Origin of the sequence: Mesorhizobium loti (assembly GCF_003148495.1) — a bacterium.
GTDB lineage: Bacteria > Pseudomonadota > Alphaproteobacteria > Rhizobiales > Rhizobiaceae > Mesorhizobium > Mesorhizobium loti.
Genome location: NZ_QGGH01000002.1, coordinates 669,608 through 686,293 on the forward strand (window position 1 = coordinate 669,608; position 16,686 = coordinate 686,293).

Below are 16,686 nucleotides of genomic sequence, written 5' to 3' on the forward strand. Positions count from 1 at the left end.
ACCGAGCGCACTAGATAAAACGCACCGAGACGCGACCAAATCTGCCTAGATCGCCGGTGACTTCGTCGCCGGCCTCGACACTTATCGGCGTCACGCAGGTGCCGGTTATCACCACCTGTCCCGGCTGCAGTGCTATGCCCAGCCCCGACAGTTCATTGACGATCCAGGTAAGCGCAATACGAGGGTCGCCCAACACAGCTGCCCCTGTCCCGTTGTGCTGCGACTTTCCAGAAACGAAAGCGACCACCGGGTGCTCCGCGAGATCCACGTCGCGCCAATCTCCTTCTACAGCCTCGCCGATCACGAACAGATTGGCACAGGCGTTGTCCGCTATGAGCTGCGGCGCCCCGACGGCGCAGAAATCGTCATAGCGTGAGTCCGGTATTTCGATCGCCGGGTGCAAGGTCGCCACGGCCTCCATCACCTCGGCGATTTCATAGGGTACTGGGCGAGGTGGCAGCTGGCGGCCGAAACGGAAAGCGAATTCGATCTCGGCCACACGCATCTTGCTCGTCGCCAGGGACACTGCCCCGCCGACCTCGACCGCTTTTTCTGCCAGCAGACGCCCGGCCATCGGGCCGTCGACGTTGATATGCCTTTGTCCGGCCAGACTGGTTGCGGCAATCTTCCAGCCGAAAAGCGGAGCCACCGAGCGATCCAGCACATGCGACTGGATAGCGTAACCTTCGCTCCGCGTTTGTGGCCGCAACTCCGGGGGTATGGCGTCGAGACGGGTGCCCTTGTCCCAATGGCCCACCAGCAACTGCGACGCAGCCCTGGCCTGTTCTGGATCAAGCATCATCAGCCCCGGAAATCGAAAGAAGGCATTCGCAGCCCGCCGCTTCGTGGAGAACAGCCAGCAAGAAACATTCCGCCATGTGGACCCGCCCATATGCGGCAAGGTTAGGTGACCAGGAACCGAGTGTCCACATTCATGCCCCGCTCGCCAAACATAGCTAGCTGCCCTCTGTCAGCCCCTGAGTGCTTGCGCTTCGCAGCTTCATCGTTAGGCTGCGCGGCGCCCGCTGATTGGCTAAGCCGGGCAGAAGCCGGATACGCTTGAGCGGCGGTTCTGGCGCGGCAATGATCCGCAAGGCCGCGACAGGGAGGAAGAAACGATGACCGCGCCCGGTGATTTGCAGCAGGCACTGTTTCTGAGGCTGAAAAGCGATGCATCACTGTCGGCGTTGCTGGGCGGCGCCGGACTGCTCGAACGGGCAACGGATAATACCGCTTTTCCATACGTGACCTGCGGCCAGACCAGCGCCTTCGACTGGGATACCGGCGCTGAGAACACCGATGACCAGTTGATTACGCTGCATATCTGGTCGAAAGCCCATGGCGAAGCCGAAACGCTTGCCATCATGGCCGCCATCAAGGCGCGCCTTGCCGACGCAGCGCTGGTGATTGGCCCTCGTGGCCAGACTCGGTTGACGTTGGAATTCGCCGAGGCCCGCCATGACGAGGATCTGCTCGTGCATCACGGGCTTCTGCGCTTTCGCGCCATAACGCAGGAAAATGCCTGATGTGCTTTCAATATGGTCGAAACGGAGTCTAGACTGGCGTTTCCAGGATTTCGCTTGGTTGGGCGGCGAAATCCCGATCGGTTGTCTCGTGTTTCAGGGGTGTAGTGGGCATGGTCTTGGCGGCGTTCACTGTTCATTTCACGTTCAGCACCGATGCGTTACAACGCCGACCATGAAAACGCTTCGCTCCCACTTCCGAACCGCGACACTGGCGCTCTGTGTTGCCGGGCTGTTTGCGTCGCAGGCGATGGCGATGCCGGTCATCGCACCCGACCAGGCCAGCCCGATCCTGCTGGCGGCGTCCGATTGCTACGCGATCGGCCAGCAGGTGGCCGAACAGAATGGCGGAACGCTGGCCAAGGCCTCGCAATCGACACGCGGCGGTCAGCCTGTCTGTGTCATCGTCGTGCTCGTTCCGGGTAAGGACGGACAACGTCCGCGCCGTTCCGAAATCGTCGTTCCGCTGAACTGACCCAATCTTCCATCTTACAGACCTCCGTTTCCCAGGCCGCCGGAATCGGCCTATATCTGACCCTTAGTCCTTCAACAGGTATCGAACTCCGCATGCGCGTACTCGTCGTCGAAGATGACAAGGATCTCAATCGGCAGATATCGGATGCGCTGGTCGATGCCGGCTATGTCGTCGACCGCGCCTTCGACGGCGAGGAAGGCCATTTCCTCGGTGACACCGAGCCCTACGACGCCGTGGTGCTCGATATCGGCCTGCCGCAGATGGACGGCATCAGCGTGGTCGAGCGCTGGCGGCGCGGCGGCCGCAAGATGCCGGTGTTGATCCTGACGGCGCGCGACCGCTGGAGCGACAAGGTCTCCGGCATCGATGCCGGCGCCGATGACTATGTCACCAAGCCGTTCCACATCGAGGAGGTGCTGGCGAGGCTACGAGCCTTGATCCGGCGCGCTGCCGGCCATGCATCGTCCGAACTGACCTGCGGGCCGCTGCGCCTCGACACCAAGGCCTCCAAGGCCGATGTCGACGGCGTGCCGCTGAAACTGACGTCGCACGAATTCCGCCTGCTTGCCTATCTGATGCACCATATGGGCGAGGTCGTCTCGCGGACCGAACTGGTCGAGCATCTCTACGACCAGGATTTCGACCGCGATTCCAACACCATCGAGGTCTTTGTCGGGCGGCTGCGCAAGAAGATGGGCATCGACATGATCGAAACCGTGCGCGGCATGGGCTACCGCATGCGTGAGCCGGAGGCGTAACTCGGAACCGCTCAAACCAACCGCAAGGGCGCCGCTTTCGCTGCGTTTGTGGCCGCGTTCGCTGACGTTCCGCGTCATCGCCTTTTCCACGGTCTGGGCGATTGTGACGCTTGTTGTCATCTTCACCCTGATCACCACGCTCTACCGCCAGGCCAGCGAGCGCGGCTTCGACAGCCTGCTTTCGGCGCATCTGTTCAATCTGATCGGCTCCATCGGCATTTCCGACAGCGGTGCGCTGACCGGCGCGCCCGACCTCGGCGACCTCCGGTTCTCGGAGCCGAATTCGGGCTGGTACTGGTCGGTGGAGCCCGCGTCGGAAGGCGTGCATGGCGATCTTCACTCGTCGTCGATGACCACGACGATTCCATCGCCAAGCGTCGCCGATGTGCCGTTCAACGCCAGCTTCCAGCGCAGCTATGCGGCCGAAGGCATCGATGGCGAACAACTCGAAGTGTTCGAGAGCGAATTCGTTCTCGACTCCAAGAACCGCGCCGCGCGTTTCCGCGTCATGGGCAACCAGAGCGAACTCGAGCAGGAGATCGCCACCTTCCAGCGCCGCCTGCTGACCTATCTCAGCCTGTTCGGCATCGGTATGATCGCCATCAACGCGATCGCCATCCTGCTCGGCCTGCAGCCGCTGCGCCGGGTCAGAAACGCGCTCGCCATGGTGCGCGAGGGCACCGCGCAGCGGCTCGACGGCCGTTTCCCGGCCGAGATAGAACCGCTTGCCAACGAAACCAATGCGTTGATCGAAAACAACAGGCGCATCGTCGAGCGGTCGCGAACCCAGGTCGGCAATCTCGCCCATTCGCTGAAGACGCCGCTGGCGGTGCTGCTCAACGAGGGCCGGGCGCTTGGCGGCGCCAAGGGACAGCTGATTGCCGAACAGGCCGCTTCCATGCAGAAGCAGGTTGAGCACTATCTGCAGCGCGCCCGTGTCGCGGCGCAACGCGACAGTGTCGTCTACCGCACACCGGTGACGCCGCTGGTGCAGCGCATGGTGCGGGTTCTGCAGAAGCTCAATCCGCAGACAAACCTGTCGCTGTCGCTGCCGGCGACCGAAATCGTCTTCGCCGGCGAGCGCGAGGACCTTGAGGAATTGCTGGGCAATCTTCTCGAAAACGCGATGAAATGGGCAAAGAGTTCGGTGTTGGTCTCGGTCGTGCCTTCGACCGGCAAGGACGATCCGGCCAGCCTGTTCGAGATCAGCATCGAGGATGACGGCCCGGGCATTCCCGAGGACAAGGCGCGCGATGCGCTGAAGCGCGGACGGCGTCTGGACGAGACGAAGCCCGGAACAGGACTGGGGCTGGCCATTGTCGCCGACCTCGTCAACGAGTATGGAGGCGTCCTGGCGCTCGAACGGTCCGGCATGGGCGGATTGAAGGCGGTGGTGCGATTGCGGAGCCTTCAGTGATGTTCACCAGGGCCAATCGACATCGAGGGACGGGAGATGTTATTGGCGGCATGTCGATTGGTCCCGAAGCGGCCGGCAGCGGCCAAATTTCCGACAAATATCAATACTATGGCCACGCTGACTTCTCCGATGACGCGGCCCCCGGCGCATCCATGGCAGGCTCCAACTCAAGAAAACCGGTTGTTGGCATGAAGATTCGCGTCGCCCTTGTTTCCGCATTGCTGGCCGTTTCCGGCTGCACCACCTTGAGCGGCAAGGCCCCTACCGTAACGCCGACACCGGCCTCGACGCCTCCTTCCAGCGGCAAGGTGACCACGACGATCATTTCGGCGATGGGCGGCGGCCTCGTCAGTGGATCGATCGGCGCCGGCCTCAGCGAGGCGGAAAAGCGCAGTGCGCTGGAGGCTGAATACAAGGCGCTCGAATATACGACCAGCGGCCAGAAGGTGACGTGGAAGGGCGCCCAGGCTTCGCGCTACGGCGAGGTGGTTCCGGCACAGCCCTATCGCGTCGGTTCGCAGGACTGCCGCCAGTACACGCAGACGGTGTTCACCGGCGGGGCCGGGGTCACGGCGCGTGGAACCGCTTGCCGCAACGCCGACGGCAGCTGGACGCCGCTGACCTGACAGTCAATCGGAGCTGGTTGGTATCCGGCCGGTTGATGTCGATCAAGGACATGCGGCGCACCTGCCGTCAAAGCGTCGCAGGAAACCTGTGTTGGCACGGCAGAGCTCTGTCGTTATTGGAAGAACCATGCTGTTCTGGGTCATAGCCGCAATTCTCACGCTGGGTGCAAGCTTGGCGGTGCTGCTGCCACTGGCCGCCAGCTCGAAGGGCGCGTCGTCGAGCGGTGATCACGATCTCGAAGTTTATCGCGACCAGTTGTCCGAGCTTGACCGGGACGCCGCGCGTGGCTTGATCCAGCCGGCGGACGCCGCCGAGGCCCGCGCCGAGATCGCTCGCCGCATCCTTCGCCTTGACAATGCGGGTACGGCAGGCGGCGGATCTGTTGGGCGAGCGTCGGTCGCGGCAAGGCTGGTGGCAACCGCAGCCGTGTTGGCTGTTCCGCTGGTCAGCTGGGGCCTCTATGTCAAGCTCGGCTCTCCTGATCTGCCATCGCAACCGCTCAGCGAACGGTTGGCCAAGAATCCGGCCGACAGTTCGGTCGACGAACTGGTGGCGCGGGCCGAAGCCCATCTGGCCGCCAATCCTGCCGATGGCAGGGGTTGGGATGTGCTCGCACCGGTCTATCTGCGCATGCAGCGCTTTTCCGACGCGGCGGCAGCCTATCGCAACGCCATTCGCCTCGATGGCGACAGCGCTGTTCGCCAGGCCGGTCTCGGCGAGGCAATCGCCAGCGCGGCAGGCGGCATTGTCTCGGCCGATGCACAGGATGCCTTCGAGGCGGCCTTGAAGCTCGATCCGGCCAATGCGAAGGCCAGTTTCTACTTGGCCATGGCGCTGGCGCAGGAGGGCCGAACCAAGGAAGCAGTCACTGCCTGGCAGGCGATGCTCGGCAAGCTGCCGCCGGAGTCGCCATGGCGCGGTGCATTCGAGCAGGCGCTGGCCAAATCCGGCAGCCCCGAAGTCGCTTCCGGCGGCACCACCAACGGGCCCGATGCCGGCGATATCGACGCCGCATCCTCGATGTCGCCGCAGGATCGGGAAGCCATGATCAACACCATGGTCGCCGGCCTCGACGACAAACTGCGACAAAATCCGCGTGACGCGGAAGGATGGATGCGGCTTGTTCGTTCTTACGTCGTGCTGGGCAAGGTCGATCAGGCGCGTGAGGCGCTCGGTCGTGCCATTGCCGTCTTCGGAGCCGATAGTAACGAGGCGAAAAAATTCACCGCCGTTGCCGCCTCGCTTGGCCTGACGGCGACGGAGTAGAGACAGACATGACGCGCAAACAGAAACGATTGTCGGTGATCGCGGGCGGGCTGGCTTTCCTGGGCGCGGCCACCGGGCTGACCTTCTATGCGCTTGGCCAGAAGGCGTCCTATTTCTACATGCCGGTCGACCTCACCACCGCCAGCGTCATGCCTGGCCAGCGTATCAGGCTGGGCGGATTGGTTGAAAAAGGCACGATCCAGCGCGGGCAGGGGGCGATGGTTGGCTTTTCGGTCACCGACACGCACAAATCGGTCAAGGTCACCTATACCGGCATCCTGCCCGATCTTTTCCGTGAAGAGCAGGGCGTCATCACCGAAGGCACGTTCGGCCCGGATGGCGTCTTTGTTGCCGACAGCGTGCTCGCCAAGCATGATGAGCGCTACATGCCCAAGGAAGTGGCCGATGGCCTCAAAGCCAAGGGCGTCTGGCAGGAGAGCAAGAGTGAATAGCTCTGGCAGGAGAGCAACAGTCCATGGTTGAAACCGGACATTTCGCCCTGGTGCTGGCGTTTGCGCTTTCGCTGGTGCAGACGTTTGTGCCGCTGTTTGGCGCCCGCCTGAACAACCAGCGCCTGATGGCCGTCGGCGGGCCGGTCGCGGTCACCGGCTTTGCCTTAACGGCGCTGTCCTTCGCAGCACTTGCGAGTGCTTATGCAAGCTCCGACTTCTCGGTGGCGAGCGTGTGGGAAAATTCGCATTCGCTGCAGCCATTGATCTACAAGATCACCGGAACCTGGGGCAATCATGAAGGCTCGATGCTGCTCTGGGTGCTGATCCTGACCTTCTTCGGCGCGCTTGTCGCCGCCTTCGGCTCCAATCTGCCGGCGACGTTGCGCGCCAACGTGCTTGCGGTGCAGGGCGCGATCGGCGCCGCCTTCTTCCTGTTTATCCTGGCGACCTCCAATCCGTTCATCCGGCTCAATCCGGCGCCGATCGAAGGCCGCGACCTCAACCCGATCCTGCAGGACCTAGGCCTCGCCATTCACCCGCCGTTTCTCTATCTCGGCTATGTCGGCTTCTCGATCTGCTTTTCCTTCTCGGTCGCCGCCCTCATCGAAGGGCGCATCGATGCATCCTGGGCACGCTGGGTGCGGCCGTGGACACTGGTCGCCTGGATGTTCCTGACCGGCGGCATCGCCATGGGATCGTACTGGGCCTACTACGAGCTCGGCTGGGGCGGTTTCTGGTTCTGGGATCCAGTCGAGAACGCCTCCTTCATGCCGTGGCTGGCAGGCACCGCGCTGCTCCATTCGGCCATCGTCATGGAAAAGCGCTCGGCGCTGAAGATCTGGACGCTGCTGCTCGCCATCCTGACCTTTTCGCTGTCGCTGCTCGGCACCTTCCTGGTGCGCTCGGGCGTCTTGACCTCGGTGCACGCCTTCGCCACCGATCCGACGCGCGGCGTCTTCATCCTGTGCATCCTGACGCTGTTCATCGGCGGCTCGCTGGCACTATTTGCGCTGCGCGCCTCCAGGCTGACGGCCGGCGGCCTGTTCCATCCGATTTCGCGCGAAGGCGCGCTCGTGCTCAACAATCTGTTCCTGACCACGGCGACCGCGACTGTGCTAGTCGGCACGCTCTATCCGCTGGCCGTCGAAGCCTTTTCAGCCGACAAGATCTCTGTCGGAGCGCCATTCTTCAATCTGACTTTCGGACCGCTGATGGTGCCGCTGCTGCTGGTGGTTCCGTTTGGGCCGCTGCTGGCCTGGAAGCGCGGCGATGTCTTCGCCGTCGCGCAACGCCTGATGGTGGCGTTCGCCGCGGCCCTCCTGGCGACGCTTGTCACCGCTTTGTTCATCGATGGCGCCTCGGTGTTTGCAGCCCTGGGCGTCGGCCTTGCCGTCTGGCTGATCCTCGGCGCGCTTACCGACCTCGCCGTCAAATCTGGGGTCGGCAATGTTGCCGCGAGGATCATGGTCAAGCGCTTGCTCGGCCTGCCGCGTTCGGTCTTTGGCACCGCCTTCGCCCACCTTGGGCTTGGGCTGACCACGCTCGGCATCGTCGGCACGCTTTGCTTCGGCACCGAAAAGATACTGTCGATGCATGCCGGCGAGACCGTCGAACTGTCCGGCCATACGCTGCGTTTCGTCGGGCTCTATCCGGCCCAGGGACCGAACTACGCCGAGGATCGTGGCCGCTTCGAATTGATAGGCGTCAGCGGCAGTCCTGTCGGTGAGATCAGCTCCGCCAAGCGGTTTTATCCGGTGCGGCAGATGACGACGACGGAATCCGGCATCAGGACGATCGGCTTCTCGCAGCTCTACATTTCGCTCGGCGACGAGGGCAAAGACGGTTCCGTCGTGGTGCGTCTGTGGTGGAAGCCGCTGGTGACGTTGATCTGGGGTGGCGGCCTGATGATGATGGCGGGCGCGGCGATGTCGCTGATGGACCGGCGCCTGCGCGTCGGTGCGCCGTCGCGGCGGCGCAAGCAGGCGAGCGCGGTGACGTCCGCAGGCCTGCCATGAACGCACGGTTTTCGCTGACCTCGATTGTCCTGCTGCTGGCACTGTTCTTTGCCGGCACCGCCTTGGCGGTGAAGCCTGACGAGATGCTGCCTGATCCGGCGCTGGAGGCGCGGGCGCGGGCGCTGTCGGAAGGCTTGCGCTGCATGGTCTGCCAGAACCAGTCGATCGACGAATCCGACGCCGACCTTGCCCGTGACCTGCGCATCCTTGTACGTCAGCGCCTCGTTGCCGGCGATACCGACCAGCAGGTGATGGATTACGTGGTTTCGCGTTACGGCGAGTTCGTACTGCTGAAGCCGCGTTTCGACCTGCGCAATGCGTTGCTTTGGGGCACGCCTGTCCTGCTCTTGCTGGTTGGCGGCGTTTTCATCGTGCTGACCGCGCGGTCGCGCCGCACGCTCGCGACAAAATCCCTGTCCGCCGAAGAGCAGGCCTCGTTGGACGCCATATTGCGCCGCGACTGACGACCGCCGTCACCCTCCAAACATTACCAAAGTTTCATGCGTCGGAAATGGCGCGGTAATGTGCGCCGCTCTAATTCTCTTTTCCTGAGGATGCCGATCAAGCAGCGTCCGTTGAAAGAGGATAAGAAATCCATGAATATTGCCCCCAATTCATATTCCGTCACCCGCAAGCGTCTCATGGCTGCCGTCGCGTCCATCGCCGTGGCCGGTGCTATCGGCGTCGGCGCGCTGACCAGTGGAACCAGCCCTGTTCTGGCTGACGCCGTGCGCGTCGAGGCGCCGCAGGTGCCGGGCTTCGCCGATGTCGTCGAGCGCGTTTCTCCTGCCGTCGTCAGCGTCAAGGTCAAGGCCAAGATCCAGCCCGCGGCCGATGACGGCTCGGACCAGGGCGACGATCCGGACGGCATGAACAACATGCCCGACAATCCGCAGCTGCGCCGCTTCTTCAAGGAATTCCGTGGCTTTGGCGACCAGAACGGCCAGGGTGGCGGCAACCGCCGCTTCAACCACCGCGATCACAACAACGACCAGCCGCGGCCGGTTGCTCAGGGCTCCGGCTTCTTCATCTCCGATGACGGCTATCTCGTCACCAACAACCACGTCGTTTCGGAAGGCTCGGCCTTCACCGTGGTGATGAATGACGGCAAGGAACTCGACGCCAAGCTGATCGGCACCGACCCGCGCACCGATCTCGCCGTGTTGAAGGTCGATGGCGTCGGCAAGTTCACCTATGTCGACTTCGCCGACGATTCCAAGGTTCGCGTCGGTGACTGGGTGGTGGCCGTCGGCAATCCGTTCGGCCTCGGCGGCACCGTCACTGCCGGCATCGTCTCGGCCCGTGGCCGCGACATCGGCGCCGGCCCTTACGACGACTTCATCCAGATCGACGCTTCGGTCAACCGCGGCAATTCGGGTGGCCCGACCTTCAACCTCAACGGTCAGGTCGTCGGCATCAACACCGCGATCTTCTCGCCGTCCGGCGGCAGCGTCGGCATCGCCTTCGACATTCCCGCTTCGACCGCCAAGCAGGTCGTTCAGGACCTGATGAAGAGCGGTTCCGTGCAGCGCGGCTGGCTCGGTGTCGAAATCCAGCCGGTCACTTCCGACATCGCTGAGTCGCTCGGTCTGAAGTCCAACAACGGCGCGCTGGTTTCCAGCGCCCAGGACAACGGCCCAGGAAAGAAGGCCGGTATCACGGCCGGCGACGTGATCACCCAGGTCGAAGGCAAGGACGTTGCTTCGCCGAAGGAACTGGCCCGGCTGATCGGCGCCTATTCGCCTGGCAAGTCGGTCGATGTCACCGTGTGGCGCGACGGCAAGAGCCAGACGGTCAAGGTCGATCTCGGCACGTTGCCCTCAAGCGACAAGCAGGCGTCTGCCGACCAGCCGCAGCCCGCCGCTCCGGCCAAGCCAGATTCGCTCGCTGATCTCGGCCTGACCGTTACCAAGTCCGAAAACGGCAAGGGGCTGGTGGTGACCGATGTCGACCCCGACAGCGACGCCGCCGATCGCGGCATCCAGCCCGGTGACATCATCACGTCGGTCAATTCGAACGAAGTGAACGGCATCGAAGACGTCACCAAGGCGATGGCCGAAGCAGTCAAATCCGGCCGCAAGGCAGTGCTGATGCAGATCACCCACGACGACGCCAATCGTTTCGTCGCGCTGCCCGTCGCCAAGGGCTGACGCTGGCTCCGGAACCGGAGTTCGGTTTCGGAAGCTGTTCGACTTTTCCAGTGCGGCAGTTTCAAACACCCCCGAGCCGCCGCACGGGAAAGCATGGAGGAGCGCGCGTTAGTCAGTCATCGCGCTCTCCCCCGGCGGCAGCGGGCCTCCTATCGCCCGCTGCCGCACAATTCAAAAGCGCTTCTGCGGTCTGACGCAACAACATCGGGAGCGAGGACTTATCGCGCACGGCTTCGGATGATCTTGATCGCGATGCGCTTTGGCAAAGGCCACAATGCAGATGTCTGCCACTCAACCTTCCGGCGAAATCGCGTATAACAGCCCTATGAAGATTCTCGTCATAGAAGACGATCGCGAGGCTGCGGATTACTTGCAGAAAGCCTTTACCGAGGCCGGTCACACCGCGCATGTCGCCGGTGACGGCGAAACCGGCTTCGCGCTCGCCGATGCCGGCGACTACGACGTGATGGTCATCGACCGGATGATGCCGCGTCGCGACGGCCTGTCGGTCATCGCCGGTCTGAGATCCAGGGGCAACACGACGCCGGTGCTGATCCTGTCGGCGCTCGGCGAGGTCGATGACAGGGTCACCGGCCTCCGCGCCGGCGGCGACGACTATCTGACCAAGCCCTATGCCTTCTCCGAGCTTCTGGCCCGCGTCGAGGTGCTGAACCGTCGCGCCAGCGCCAAGGAAGCGGAAACCGTCTACCGCGTCGGCGATCTCGAACTCGACAGGCTGTCGCATTCGGTGCGTCGTGCGGCACGCGAGATCACGCTGCAGCCGCGTGAATTCCGCCTGCTCGAATATCTCATGCGTCATGCCGGCCAGGTGGTGACGCGCACTATGCTGCTCGAAAATGTCTGGGACTATCATTTCGATCCGCAGACCAATGTCATCGACGTCCATGTCTCGCGACTGCGCGGCAAGATCGAGAAGGGCTTCGACAAGCCCATCCTGCACACGGTTCGCGGCGCCGGCTATATGCTGAAGAGCGGCTAGCAGCAGCATGGCTCTTTCCGTGCCAGCCATCATGAAGACGACGGCAGCGCGGCTTTCGGCGCTCTACCTCCTGCTCTTCGCACTCTGCGCTGTGGCGCTCGTCTTCTACATGACCTCGCTGTCGGCACGCATGCTGACGGCGCAGACACAGGACACCATCAATGACGAGGTGCTCGGTCTGGCTCACGCCTATCAACGCGGCGGCCTGCCGGTGTTGGTCCGTGTGGTCGAGGCGCGCTCACGTCAGCCCGGCGCCAATCTCTATCTGATCGCCGACGCCAACGGCCAGATTCTGACCGGCAATGTGCAGAGTCTCGAACCTGGCGTTCTCGAAGCCGAAGGCTGGACCAGCAGCCCTTTCTCCTATCAGCGCTTTGGCGAAGGAGAACTTGAGCGTCTGCGCAATCTGCCCGCCGAGCAGGGTAGCACCCAATCCGAACAGAGCGATGCGCAGGCGCAGGGCGAAAAGGGCCACAACGCCATTGCGCTGGTGCTGCGGCTGCCGAACCAGATGATCATGCTGGTCGGCCGCGACCTCGGCGAGCCGGAGCGGTTCCGCGCTGTCATCCGCCGTGCTTTGATGCTGGCGCTCGGCATGATGGGGCTTGGCGGACTGCTAATCTGGTTCTTTGTCGGCCGCGCCGCGCTGAAGCGCATCGACAGCGTGTCGGAAGCTAGCCGCCGCATCATGGGCGGCGATCTGTCGGGCCGGCTGCCGGTGACCGGGGCCGGTGACGAGTTCGATCGGCTCTCCGAAAACCTCAATGCCATGCTGGCCAGAATCGCCACGCTCAACGAGGGTCTGAAACAGGTTTCCGACAACATCGCGCATGATCTGAAGACGCCGCTGACCCGGCTTCGCAACCGGGCCGAAGCGACGCTTTCGGGCAAGCACAAGACATCAGACTACCGGCAGGCGCTGGAAGGCACCATCGCCGAGTCCGACCAGCTGATAAAAACCTTCAACGCCATCCTGATGATCTCCCGGCTGGAGGCTGGCTACTCGTCTGAAAATACGAACCGCGTCGATCTTGCGGAAGCCGTGCGCGATGTCGTCGAGCTCTATGAGCCGGTGGCGGAGGAGGCGGGCGTCTCGCTCGAGGCAGATGTCCGAGAGGCGACCTTCGTCAACGGCAACCGCGAACTGATCGGCCAGGCGCTGTCGAACATCGTCGACAACGCCATCAAATATTCGACCGACGCCACCGCACAGCCGGCCGTACGCGTGGCACTTGAGCGGGTCGGTGCGGGCGTTCGGCTGTCGGTCGCCGACAATGGCCATGGTATTCCCGACGACGGCGACCGCGCCCGTGCGACGGAACGTTTCGTGCGGCTGGAGAAGAGCCGTTCGCAGCCGGGTTCCGGTCTTGGCCTCAGTCTCGCCAAGGCCGTCATGACGTTCCACAATGGCCGGCTTGATCTCTTGCCTGGCAATCCCGGATTATCCGTGGTCATGAGTTTCCCGGCACGGGAGGATCACTGATGAGCACGGCTGCAAAGCGGGCGGCGACGGATTGGCTGCTGAAGCCGGCGGCCAGGCTTGCTCCGCTGGATGAAGGCCATGCGCGGCAAGAACTGGCCGAGATCGCTTCAGCGGCGCGGGAAGAAGGGCTGACGCGGTTGGCCAAGTTCCTGGCCGGCAAAGGGGAGAGCCAGGATTTCCTCGCCGCCGTTTTCGATCTGTCTCCGTTCCTGCGCGATACGGCACGCCGCCGGCCGCGGATTCTGGACGGCCTCTTCGACCAGCCCGTCGAGGCTCGGCTGAAAGCGATCGGCGCTGCCATCGACCAGGCCTATCTCGCCGAGGCGGTCTCGGAATCCAGCCTGATGATGGAGCTGCGCCAATGGAAGGCCGAGGCGCATTTCCTGATCGCGCTGGCCGATCTTGCCGGCGAAGCCGAAACGGCGCTGACGGTGCGGCGGCTGAGCGACCTTGCCGATGCCTGCACCCGCGCCGCTGTCGACTTCCTGCTGCGCGACGCATATGGCCAGGGCAAGCTCAAACTGCGGGATCTCGACAATCCGTCGAAGCAATCGGGCTGGATCCTGCTCGGCATGGGCAAGCTCGGCGCGCACGAGCTGAATTTCTCGTCCGACATCGACCTTGTGGTTTTCTTCGATCCGGAAGCGCCCGCTGTCGCTGATCCCCTCGATGCCACCGAGCTGTTCTCGCGCTTGACGCGCCGCCTGGTGCGCATCCTGCAGGACCGCACCGAGCACGGTTATGTCTTCCGCACCGATCTGAGGCTCCGCCCCGATCCCGGTTCGACCCCGCTGGCGATCCCGGTTGAGGCGGCACTGCGCTACTATGAGGCACGCGGCCAGAACTGGGAGCGCGCCGCCATGATCAAGGCACGTCCGGTGGCCGGCGATTTGGCCGCGGGCGTTGCCTTCCTCAAGGAGTTGCAGCCCTACATCTGGCGCAAATACATGGACTACGCGGCGATTGCCGACGTCCATTCGATCAAGCGCCAAATCCACGCCCACAAGGGTCATGGCGAGATCGCCGTCAAGGGTCACAACGTCAAGCTCGGGCGCGGTGGAATCCGCGAGATCGAGTTCTTCGTCCAGACCCAGCAACTCATCGCCGGCGGACGCTTCCCGGAACTGCGTGGCCGCGAGACCGTGCCGATGCTCGGCCAGCTCGCCGCACGCGGCTGGATCACCGCCGATGCGTGCGACGCGTTGGCTCGTCAATACTGGTTCCTGCGCCGCGTCGAACATGCCGTGCAGATGGTTGCCGACGAGCAGACGCACACGCTGCCGGAAGACGATGAAGGACTGGAACGCATCGCCCGCATGCTCGGCTTTGCCGATGCTTCTGCCTTTGCCCTGGCGTTCCGCGCCTCGCTGCAGCAGGTGGAACGCCATTACGCGGCTCTTTTCGAAACCGCGCCGGAACTGTCGACGGGCATAGGCAATCTGGTGTTCACCGGCGATGTCGACGATCCCGATACGTTGCAGACCTTGCACGGCCTCGGCTTTCAGCGGCCAAGCGACATCTGCCGCGTCATCCGCGGCTGGCATTTCGGCCGCTATCGCGTCACCCAGTCGGCGGAGGCGCGCGAGCGGCTGACGGAACTGACGCCGGCGCTGCTGCGCTCCTTCGGCCAGACGCGCCGGGCGGACGAAGCCCTGATGCGCTTCGACGAGTTTCTCGCCGGCCTGCCGGCCGGCATCCAGCTGTTTTCCCTGCTGCAGTCCAATCCGGCCCTGCTGAAGCTTCTGGCGACGATCATGGGGGCTGCACCCCGGCTGGCGGCGATCATCACCCGCCGGCCGCATGTCTTCGATGGTCTGCTTGATCCGGCCTTGCTGACAGAGCTACCGGACCGGGCCTATCTGTCGGCGCGGCTTTCCGCCTTTGTCGAGGGCGACCGGCTTTATGAGGACGTGCTCGACCGGCTGCGCATTTTTGCCTCCGAGCACAAGTTCCTGATCGGCGTCAGGCTGCTCGCCGGCTCGATCGATCCGGCGCGGGCCGGTCGCGCCTTTTCCGATCTGGCAGATCTCACCATCGAGGCGGCGTTGCAGGCGGTGACGGCAGAATTCGCGGCACGCCACGGCACGATTGCCGGCGGTGTGGTTTCGCTGCTCGGCATGGGCAAGCTCGGCAGCCGCGAACTGACCGCCGGATCGGATGTCGACCTGATCCTGCTCTACGACCACGCGCCGGATGCCGAGGAATCCGACGGCGACAAGCCGCTGGCGCCTTCGCACTACTACACCCGCATGACGCAGCGGCTGATCGCGGCCGTGTCCGCGCCGACGGCGGAGGGAGTGCTCTACGAGCTCGACCTGCGCCTGCGGCCATCCGGCAACAAGGGTCCTGTGGCCACCCATATCGATGCCTTCAAGAAATACCAGCGCCAGGAGGCCTGGACCTGGGAGCACATGGCGCTGGCGCGCGCGCGCGCCATCGCCGGCGACGCCAGCCTGTGCGGCGAGGTTGAAGCGGAAGTGACGGCAGTGCTTGGCCAGCCGCGCGACGCGGCAAAGGTGATGTCCGAAGCCGCCGACATGCGGGCCATGATCGAAAAGGAAAAGCCGCCACGCGATCTGTGGGACATCAAGCTGATCCCCGGCGGTCTGATCGATCTCGAATTCATTGCCCAGGTAGCTGAGATCACCGGGCAGGTCGAAGCTGGGCCGCGCGCTACCGGCACGGCCGAGATCCTGTCGCGCCTTGCGCCGAGTTTCGCCAATGCCGGGATCAGGCAGGACCTTGGCGACGCCTACGCGCTCTATCTGGCACTGACCCAGATGACGCGGCTGTGCCTCACCGGAGCCTTTGAGCGCGACGATGTTCCGCCGGGGCTTTCGGATCTGCTTCTGGCAGTGACTGACCTGCCGGATTTCGGTGTGCTGGAAGCACACCTCAAAGAGACGTCGCAAAAGGTCAGGAGAGACTTCGACCTTTTGCTTCGTGCCGGACGACCGTGATGAACGGCCTGCCGGACCGCATCGGGGGTGACGATGCAACAGGAGAAGACCATGAGAAAGTCAACGAAACTTGCCCTTGCCTTCGTAGCCTTGGCCGGCGCCGTCGGCACCACGGCCTATGCCGAAAACAATGCCAGTGAAAAAATGCGTGAGGGCACGATGATGCGCCTCAACAAGGCGATGAGCGATTCCGGCGGCACCATCACCTTCGATCAGTTTTCCGGCGCTATGAACGCGCGGCTGAAAAAGCTCGTCGCCGACAATGGCGGCAAGCTGACCGTCGCCCAGCTTGCCGATGCGCTTGAGAAAGCGCGTTTCGAGCAGATGGCCAAACGCATTATCGCCCGCTACGACACCAAGGGCGACGGCACGCTGACCACAGACGATCTCACCAGTCGTGAGAAGAAGGTCTTCGCAATGCTCGACAAGAACAATGACGGCAAGATCGAAAAGAGCGAATTGCCGAAGGGCGGCCGCTTCGGCCGCCACCGTCAATGGAGTGACGACGGAGACAACAGCGATATGCAGTGAGGCTGTCTGGAGCAGGCTCCGGCGGTGTC

The 16,686-nt window shown here is 63.5% G+C and carries 15 protein-coding genes; 14 read left to right on the plus strand and 1 reads right to left on the minus strand.

Annotation, left to right across the window (positions count from 1 at the left end; translation table 11 throughout):
- Positions 1-10: 10 nt before the first annotated feature.
- Positions 11-799: a 2-keto-4-pentenoate hydratase gene (locus C8D77_RS11690; RefSeq protein ID WP_109663330.1), complete on the minus strand. Its 789-nt coding sequence runs from the start codon at positions 797-799 to the stop codon at positions 11-13.
- 319 nt (positions 800-1,118) lie between these two features.
- Between C8D77_RS11690 and C8D77_RS11695 the strand changes: the two genes are divergently transcribed.
- The 14 genes from C8D77_RS11695 (at position 1,119) to C8D77_RS11760 (ending at position 16,657) form a co-directional block, all read left to right on the plus strand.
- Positions 1,119-1,526 (plus strand): DUF3168 domain-containing protein, encoded by a 408-nt coding sequence (locus tag C8D77_RS11695; RefSeq protein ID WP_109662561.1) that lies wholly within the window; start codon positions 1,119-1,121, stop codon positions 1,524-1,526.
- Positions 1,527-1,698: 172 nt separating this feature from the next.
- On the plus strand, positions 1,699-1,998 hold the full coding sequence (locus C8D77_RS11700) for a hypothetical protein (protein ID WP_109662564.1): 300 nt from the start codon (positions 1,699-1,701) through the stop codon (positions 1,996-1,998).
- 92 nt (positions 1,999-2,090) lie between these two features.
- The gene (locus C8D77_RS11705) at positions 2,091-2,756 is read left to right on the plus strand and encodes a response regulator transcription factor (protein WP_023812809.1); all 666 of its coding nucleotides are present in this window, start codon (positions 2,091-2,093) and stop codon (positions 2,754-2,756) included.
- Positions 2,740-4,173, plus strand: coding sequence for an ATP-binding protein (locus tag C8D77_RS11710; RefSeq protein ID WP_109662567.1), 1,434 nt, complete (start codon positions 2,740-2,742; stop codon positions 4,171-4,173). Before C8D77_RS11705 ends, C8D77_RS11710 begins: the two co-directional genes overlap by 17 nt.
- A 188-nt stretch (positions 4,174-4,361) precedes the next feature.
- On the plus strand, positions 4,362-4,799 hold the full coding sequence (locus tag C8D77_RS11715) for a hypothetical protein (RefSeq protein WP_109663332.1): 438 nt from the start codon (positions 4,362-4,364) through the stop codon (positions 4,797-4,799).
- Positions 4,800-4,926: 127 nt separating this feature from the next.
- A complete protein-coding gene (ccmI, locus tag C8D77_RS11720; protein WP_109662569.1) occupies positions 4,927-6,066 on the plus strand; it encodes a c-type cytochrome biogenesis protein CcmI in 1,140 nt (379 codons plus the stop codon).
- Positions 6,067-6,074: 8 nt separating this feature from the next.
- Positions 6,075-6,518: a cytochrome c maturation protein CcmE gene (gene ccmE, locus C8D77_RS11725; protein WP_109662571.1), complete on the plus strand. Its 444-nt coding sequence runs from the start codon at positions 6,075-6,077 to the stop codon at positions 6,516-6,518.
- 23 nt (positions 6,519-6,541) lie between these two features.
- A complete protein-coding gene (locus C8D77_RS11730) occupies positions 6,542-8,533 on the plus strand; it encodes a heme lyase CcmF/NrfE family subunit (RefSeq protein ID WP_109662574.1) in 1,992 nt (663 codons plus the stop codon).
- Complete coding sequence (locus C8D77_RS11735) at positions 8,530-8,997, plus strand: cytochrome c-type biogenesis protein (protein WP_109662576.1); 468 nt, start codon at positions 8,530-8,532, stop codon at positions 8,995-8,997. The genes C8D77_RS11730 and C8D77_RS11735 overlap by 4 nt, the downstream gene beginning before the upstream one ends.
- A gap of 132 nt (positions 8,998-9,129) precedes the next feature.
- A complete protein-coding gene (locus C8D77_RS11740; RefSeq protein WP_109663335.1) occupies positions 9,130-10,683 on the plus strand; it encodes a Do family serine endopeptidase in 1,554 nt (517 codons plus the stop codon).
- Positions 10,684-11,008: 325 nt separating this feature from the next.
- Positions 11,009-11,683 (plus strand): response regulator transcription factor, encoded by a 675-nt coding sequence (locus tag C8D77_RS11745; protein ID WP_164548653.1) that lies wholly within the window; start codon positions 11,009-11,011, stop codon positions 11,681-11,683.
- A 7-nt stretch (positions 11,684-11,690) separates the two neighbouring features.
- On the plus strand, positions 11,691-13,166 hold the full coding sequence (locus tag C8D77_RS11750) for a sensor histidine kinase (RefSeq protein ID WP_109662580.1): 1,476 nt from the start codon (positions 11,691-11,693) through the stop codon (positions 13,164-13,166).
- Positions 13,166-16,126, plus strand: coding sequence for a bifunctional [glutamine synthetase] adenylyltransferase/[glutamine synthetase]-adenylyl-L-tyrosine phosphorylase (locus C8D77_RS11755; protein WP_109662585.1), 2,961 nt, complete (start codon positions 13,166-13,168; stop codon positions 16,124-16,126). The genes C8D77_RS11750 and C8D77_RS11755 overlap by 1 nt, the downstream gene beginning before the upstream one ends.
- A 51-nt stretch (positions 16,127-16,177) precedes the next feature.
- The gene (locus tag C8D77_RS11760; protein WP_109663338.1) at positions 16,178-16,657 is read left to right on the plus strand and encodes an EF-hand domain-containing protein; all 480 of its coding nucleotides are present in this window, start codon (positions 16,178-16,180) and stop codon (positions 16,655-16,657) included.
- The last annotated feature ends 29 nt before the right edge of the window (positions 16,658-16,686 follow it).